Annotated in this window: 4 protein-coding genes; 1 reads left to right on the top strand and 3 read right to left on the bottom strand. The window is 71.3% G+C overall.

Annotated features, from left to right (window positions below):
• Positions 1-152: 152 nt before the first annotated feature.
• A complete protein-coding gene (locus AB0G63_RS21650; protein ID WP_360752573.1) occupies positions 153-1,139 on the top strand; it encodes a hypothetical protein in 987 nt (328 codons plus the stop codon).
• Between the two features lie 293 nt (positions 1,140-1,432).
• On the opposite strand, the gene AB0G63_RS21645 is transcribed toward AB0G63_RS21650, so the two are convergent.
• The 3 genes from AB0G63_RS21645 to AB0G63_RS21635 all read right to left on the bottom strand — a co-directional run bounded on the left by AB0G63_RS21645 (position 1,433) and on the right by AB0G63_RS21635 (position 6,127).
• On the bottom strand, positions 1,433-1,714 hold the full coding sequence (locus AB0G63_RS21645) for an HU family DNA-binding protein (RefSeq protein ID WP_007382399.1): 282 nt from the start codon (positions 1,712-1,714) through the stop codon (positions 1,433-1,435).
• Positions 1,715-2,004: 290 nt separating this feature from the next.
• On the bottom strand, positions 2,005-3,420 hold the full coding sequence (locus tag AB0G63_RS21640; RefSeq protein WP_360752570.1) for an NAD-dependent malic enzyme: 1,416 nt from the start codon (positions 3,418-3,420) through the stop codon (positions 2,005-2,007).
• Between the two features lie 400 nt (positions 3,421-3,820).
• Positions 3,821-6,127: a UvrD-helicase domain-containing protein gene (locus tag AB0G63_RS21635; RefSeq protein WP_360752566.1), complete on the bottom strand. Its 2,307-nt coding sequence runs from the start codon at positions 6,125-6,127 to the stop codon at positions 3,821-3,823.
• Between the last annotated feature and the right edge of the window lie 47 nt (positions 6,128-6,174).

Below are 6,174 nucleotides of genomic sequence, written 5' to 3'. Positions count from 1 at the left end.
GCGGGGATTGATCACGGCGAAGACCTGCGTGCGGTGGAGTCCCTGGGACTCCACCGCACGCAGGTCTTCGCGTCCCACGGTGATGCCCGGCGGTCCGGAATTCTTCCGCCCGGAAGGCCGGCCGGAAGCACTGAGAAGGAGAAGGCAGAGCATTGCGCATCGGATTGTCCGGACCGGACCCCGCGGCCATTCTTCGATCGATCTGCGGGCGACTGACACCTGAAACTGCGCCGAGCCGCATGTATCAGAACGACCAGCCGGTGGCGGTGGATCCGGACTGGCCGGGACAGATGCTGGGCTGCGAGGACGACTCGTTCGCGGAATGGCCGGGCGATGACGACATCTTTCTCGACCTCAATTGGGACCGCCGCCTGGTCAGACTCAATTGGCCGCACCCGGCGGATACGGAGGTCATACTCGCGGCGCTCACCTCGGGTGCCACGCCGTTCGAACTCGCCTCCTTCGAGGGCATTCATCGGGAGTGGGCGCGCGGCGAGGATCCCTATCGGCCCCGCGGCTTCGACGGGCTCCATTACGGGAATGGCTGGCTCTGCGGATTCCGTGGGGCCGGGCATGACCGGCTGGTCTCCCGCCGGTGGCTGGATTTCGGCCCCTGGCGGGTTCTGCGCGGACCGGGAGACGTCACCCTCGTTCAGTTCCACGACGCGAAGGCGGATCCGGCCACGGCGCTCGAGCAGGCCCGCGCCGGGCATCCGCTGCTGGAGGGCATCACTCCGGTCAGCGGCTTCATGTCCGACAGACACGTCATCACCCATGACCTCCAGGGTGTCTACGACCCCGAGGACCGATGCCTGCGCATCATCGTCCACGGACGGGATGTATCACCCGGCGAAATGCTGGATGCCTGTGTGGCGCGCCGGACCCAGGCGCTGGGGCCGGACAGTCCCCTCGAGCGCGTGGCCTACGTGTTCATGGACGCCGAGGCGGCGCGCGCGCATCTGCATGCCCTGTGGCTGCGGGAGCTGGAATGCTGGACGATCGAGCTGGGCGCCGAGATCAGGCTGGACACCGATCATCACCCCGTTCCGGTCAAGCCCGAGTGGGTGAAGGAAGTGGAATCCGCTTCCGACGGTGCCGGCGTGCCGGCGTCGGCTTCCTCCGACGGTGCCGGCGCGTAGCGGCCACGCCGAACGGCCGCCGACGCAGAACGCTCGGCCGGGGAACCCCGGCCGAGCGCCTGCATGAACTGCTCGCGGCCTGATCGACACGACCACGTCCTGCGACGACTCCTGGACGCCCGTGAAGGCGGGGCGGCCCTTTCCGACGCCTTCGGCCGAGAGGCCCGGTGCGGGGCCCTGTGGAGCCTACGGCTCCGCCGCGAGGGCGCGACCGGACAGTGCCGTACCCGCGCTCACCCATGGCGGCGAAGCCGAACGCCGCTGCGGTGGACCGGCGCCACCAGGCGGAGTGCTTACTTGCCCTTGGCGGCTTCCTTGAGCTTGGAGCCCGCGGAGACCTTCACGCTGTAACCGGCCGGGATCTGGATCGGGTCGCCGGTCTGCGGGTTGCGCGCGGTGCGAGCGGCACGGTGGGTGCGCTCGAAGGTCAGGAAGCCGGGGATGGTGACCTTCTCGTCGCCCTTGGCGACGATCTCGCCGACGGTCTCGGCGAACGCGGCCAGAACGGCGTCGGCGTCCTTGCGGGTCACCTCGGCACGGTCGGCCAGCGCGGCCACCAGCTCACTGCGGTTCATGTTGTTACTCCCGTGTTCTTCTTGCCGTTGAGGCGTGCCACGCGGCGGAGCCGCATGTCAGGCGCTGTGAAAGCCGATGCGCTCGCGCCCAGGGACGCATCCTGCCCCTACCTGCGGCGGGAAAGCCAATCCGGGCACCCGTAGGAGTCGTGCAACCACCCTGGGGAGTCACACGGAAAGGCTCGCGCGTGCCCGCAACCCTAGAGTGCGGCCGTCGGGCCCCGGTTCCACGACGCGCCGGGGCACGTCCGGGGTGGCGATGCTCACAGCTCCGGCACCGTACGGCACGCCTACGACACGGTGGTCGCCGCCTTCGCCGCCTCCCGCACCGCGCCGGCCACGGCACCCGCGACCTTGTCGTTGAAGACGCTCGGAATGATGTAGTTGGGGTTCAGCTCGTCCTCGGTCACCACCTCCGCCAGCGCGGTCGCGGCCGCCAGCATCATCTCCGTGTTGACCGTGCGGGACTGGGCGTCCAGCAGGCCGCGGAAGACGCCCGGGAAGACCAGCACGTTGTTGATCTGGTTGGGGAAGTCGGAGCGTCCGGTGGCCACGACGGCCGCGGTCTGCCGGGCGACCGCCGGGTCGATCTCGGGGTCCGGGTTCGCGAGCGCGAACACGATCGCGTCGTCGGCCATCGCGGCCACGTCGCTGCCGTCGAGGACGTTCGGGGCGGAGACGCCGATGAACACGTCGGCGCCGCGCACCGCTTCCTTCAGGGTGCCGGTCAGTCCCTCGGGGTTGGTGTTGTCGGCGATCCAGCGCAGCGGCGAGTCGGCGGCGGCCCGGACCAGGTCCTCGCGGCCGGCGTGCACGACGCCGTGGATGTCGGCGACGACGGCGTTCTTCACGCCCGCGGCGAGCAGCAGCTTCAGGATGGCCGTGCCGGCCGCGCCGGCGCCGGACATCACGACCCGGATGGCCTCGATCGCCTTGCCGGTGCAGCGGAGCGCGTTCTTCAGCGCGGCGAGGACGACGATCGCGGTGCCGTGCTGGTCGTCGTGGAAGACGGGGATGTCGAGCGCCTCGCGCAGCCGGGCCTCGATCTCGAAGCAGCGCGGGGCGGAGATGTCCTCGAGGTTGATGCCGGCGAAGCCCGGGGCGATGGCCTTCACGATCTCGACGATCGCGTCGGAGTCCTGGGTGTCGAGGCAGATCGGCCAGGCGTCGATGCCGGCGAACCGCTTGAAGAGGGCGGCCTTGCCCTCCATGACCGGCAGCGCGGCCTTCGGGCCGATGTTGCCCAGGCCCAGCACGGCCGAGCCGTCGGTCACGACCGCAACGGAGTTGCGCTTGATGGTCAGGCGGCGGGCGTCCTCGGGGTTCTCCGCGATGGCCATGCAGACGCGGGCCACACCGGGCGTGTAGATCATGGACAGGTCGTCGCGGTTGCGGATCGGGTGCTTCGACGCCATCTCGATCTTGCCGCCGAGGTGCATGAGGAAGGTACGGTCCGAGACCTTGCCGAGCGTGACGCCCTCGATGCCGCGCAGCTCCTCGACGATCTCCTCGGCGTGCGCGGTGGAGGTGGCCGCGATGGTGACGTCGATGCGCAGCTTCTCGTGGCCGGACGCGGTCACGTCGAGGCCGGTCACCGAGCCTCCGGAAGACTCCACGGCGGTGGTGAGCTGCGAGACGGCGGTTCCGCTCGCGGGCACCTCCAGCCGGACCGTCATCGAGTAGGAGACGCTGGGCGCCGTTGCCATGACCGACTTCCTCTGCTTTCACCGGGTGACGCTGTATGCCGTCCGATCGTCGCACCTACTGCCGAGTAGGCGTTAGCGGGACGGGATTGCGGACGTTTTGTTCACACCGTGCCCCTGACCGCGGCCGGAGAACGGGAGAACGGGAGAACGCGAAGAGGTCCGCGCCGGAGTGGACGCGGACCTCTTCCGTGGTTTGTGACACCGACCCGCCATGCTCGCCTCGCGGCAAGTGGTCGCTCGCAGCGACAAAGGTTGGGCCCGGGGGCTTGGATCGGGCCGGTGCCACACCCAGGCTAACAAACGGATCCCGGATGGCCATTCCCGTACGGCGAGTTCCTTCTCTCAGTCCCTCGGCGGACCTCTCAGCCGGTCGCGGACCTCTCAGCCGGTCGGCGGATCCTCAGTCCCTCAGCAGATCCGGGATCCCGGACGCGTCCGGCTCGTCCCGCTCGCCCGAGACGACGGTCAGCTGCTGGGTCGCCCGGGTCAGGGCGACGTACAGCACCCGCAGGCCGGCCGGCGACTCGTCGGCGATCTCCGCCGGGGAGACGACGACCGTCGCGTCGTACTCCAGGCCCTTGGCCTCCAGGCTGCCGAGCGGCACCACCCGGTCGCCCAGGCCGGTGAGCCAGCGCGCCGCCTCCGCGCGCCGGTTCATGGCGACCACGACGCCCACCGTGCCGTCGACGAGGTCCAGCAGCCGGGCGGCCTCGGCGCGGACCGTCTCGCCCAGCGACTCGCCCGCCACGGTGAAGCGGGGCCGCACGCCCGTGGAGCGGACGGCGGACGGGGCCTGTGTTCCCGGCATGGCGAGGGCCAGCACCCTGGCCGCCAGCTCGGCGATCTCGGAGGGGTTGCGGTAGTTCACGGTGAGCGTGAAGCGGCGGCGCGGACGGGTGCCGAGGGCCTCGTCGCGGGCCTCGGCGGCCTCGTCGACGTCCGACCAGGACGACTGCGCCGGGTCGCCGACGACCGTCCAGGTGGCGTGCCGGCCGCGGCGGCCGACCATGCGCCACTGCATCGGCGTGAGGTCCTGGGCCTCGTCGACGATGACGTGCGCGTACTCGGTGCGCTCCTGCGCCAGCCGCTCGGCCCGCTCGCGCTGCGACTCCTCGCGGACCGGCATCAGCTCCTCCAGCCCGGTCAGCTGGTCCAGCGGGTCCAGCTCGCGCCGGCGCTTCGGGCGGGCCGGGACGCCGAGGATCGCGTGCAGCTCGTCCAGCAGGGCGATGTCGTGCGCGGTGTGGCCCTCGCGCCGGAGCGAACGGGCGACCCTGCGGACCTCGCCGGGGTTGAGGACGCGTCGGGCCCAGCGGCCGAGCCGCCTCTCGTCCGCCATCGCCGCCAGCACGTCGCCCGGCGTCAGCTCCGGCCACCAGGCGTCGAGGAACTCGGTGAAGGAGTCCTCGGAGGTGATGTCCTCGTCGAAGGAGGAGCGCAGCTCGGCGGCCAGCTCCGGGTCGGTGTGCCGGGTGCCGGCGCCGGACCGCTCCCACAGCGCGTCGAGGAGCAGCCGGCGGGCGCGCGGGCGCAGCAGGTTGACGGGGGCGGTGCCGCCGAGGGCGGTGCGCCGGACGTGGTCGAGCTCCGCGGCCTCCAGTTCCAGCCGGCGGCCGAAGGCGACCACCCGGAGCCGGTCCGGCGAACCGTTCAGTTCCAGGGCTCCGCGCGCGGCCTTGCGCAGTACCTTGAGCATGCGCGACGAGCCCTTGGCGCGGGCCACGGCCGGGGAGTCGTACAGCGTGGCCTCGACGCCGTCGACGAGTGAGCCGACCGCCCGGATGGCGACCTGGCCCTCCTCGCCGAGGGAGGGCAGCACGCCCTCGGTGTACGCCACCAGCAGCGGGGTCGGGGAGACGATCAGGATGCCGCCCGCGTAGCGGCGCCGGTCCTGGTAGAGGAGGTAGGCGGCGCGGTGCAGGGCGACCGCCGTCTTGCCGGTGCCGGGGCCGCCCTCGACGTAGGTGACGGAGGCGGCGGGGGCGCGGATTACCAGGTCCTGCTCGGCCTGAATGGAGGCGACGATGTCCCGCATGGTGTGGCTGCGGGCCCGGCCGAGGGCGGCCATGAGGGCGCCGTCCCCGATGACGGGCAGCTCACGGCCGTCGAGGAAGGCCGTCAGCTCGGGGCGCATGAGGTCGTCCTCGACGCCGAGCACCTTGCGGCCCTTGGAGCGGATGACGCGGCGCCGGACGACCCGCCCGGGCTCGACCGGGGTGGAGCGGTAGAAGGGGGCCGCGGCCGGGGCCCGCCAGTCGATGACCAGCGGGGAGTAGTCCTGGTCGAGGACGCCGATGCGGCCGATGTGCAGGGTCTCGGCGATGTCGGCGGTGTTGTCGGGCCGCACCGCGCCCTCGGCGGGCTCGACGGCGGTGTAGGCGCCGTCGGGGCCCTTCTTGCCGTCCTTGCCGAGCAGCAGGTCGATGCGTCCGAAGAGGAAGTCCTCGAACTCGCTGTTGAGCCGGTTGAGGTGGATCCCCGCCCGGAACACCTGGGCGTCCCGCTCGGCGAGCGCGCCGGGGGTGCCCACCTGGCCGCGCTTGGCCGCGTCGTTCATCAGGAACTCGGCCTCGTGAATCTTCTCCTCGAGGCGCCGGTACACCCGGTCCAGGTGTTCCTGTTCGATGTCGATCTCTCGGTCACGCACCGAGTCGTGGGCGGAGTCGTGAACCGAGCCGACCGCGGATTCTTGAGCCTGAGCGGCCACCGGGCCCCCTTCTGACGTGCTGGGCAGCCGTCAACCGTACGCGAAGG

This window comes from Streptomyces sp. NPDC020996 (genome assembly GCF_040641355.1).
Classification (GTDB): domain Bacteria; phylum Actinomycetota; class Actinomycetes; order Streptomycetales; family Streptomycetaceae; genus Streptomyces.
This window is presented reverse-complemented; position numbering and strand designations above follow the sequence as displayed.

Bases quoted from the DNA above. Each gene is read 5' to 3' on its own strand.
- AB0G63_RS21640 (WP_360752570.1), bottom strand. From the start codon at position 3,420: ATGGCAACGGCGCCCAGCGTCTCCTACTCGATGACGGTCCGGCTGGAG.
- AB0G63_RS21645 (WP_007382399.1), bottom strand. From the start codon at position 1,714: ATGAACCGCAGTGAGCTGGTGGCCGCGCTGGCCGACCGTGCCGAGGTG.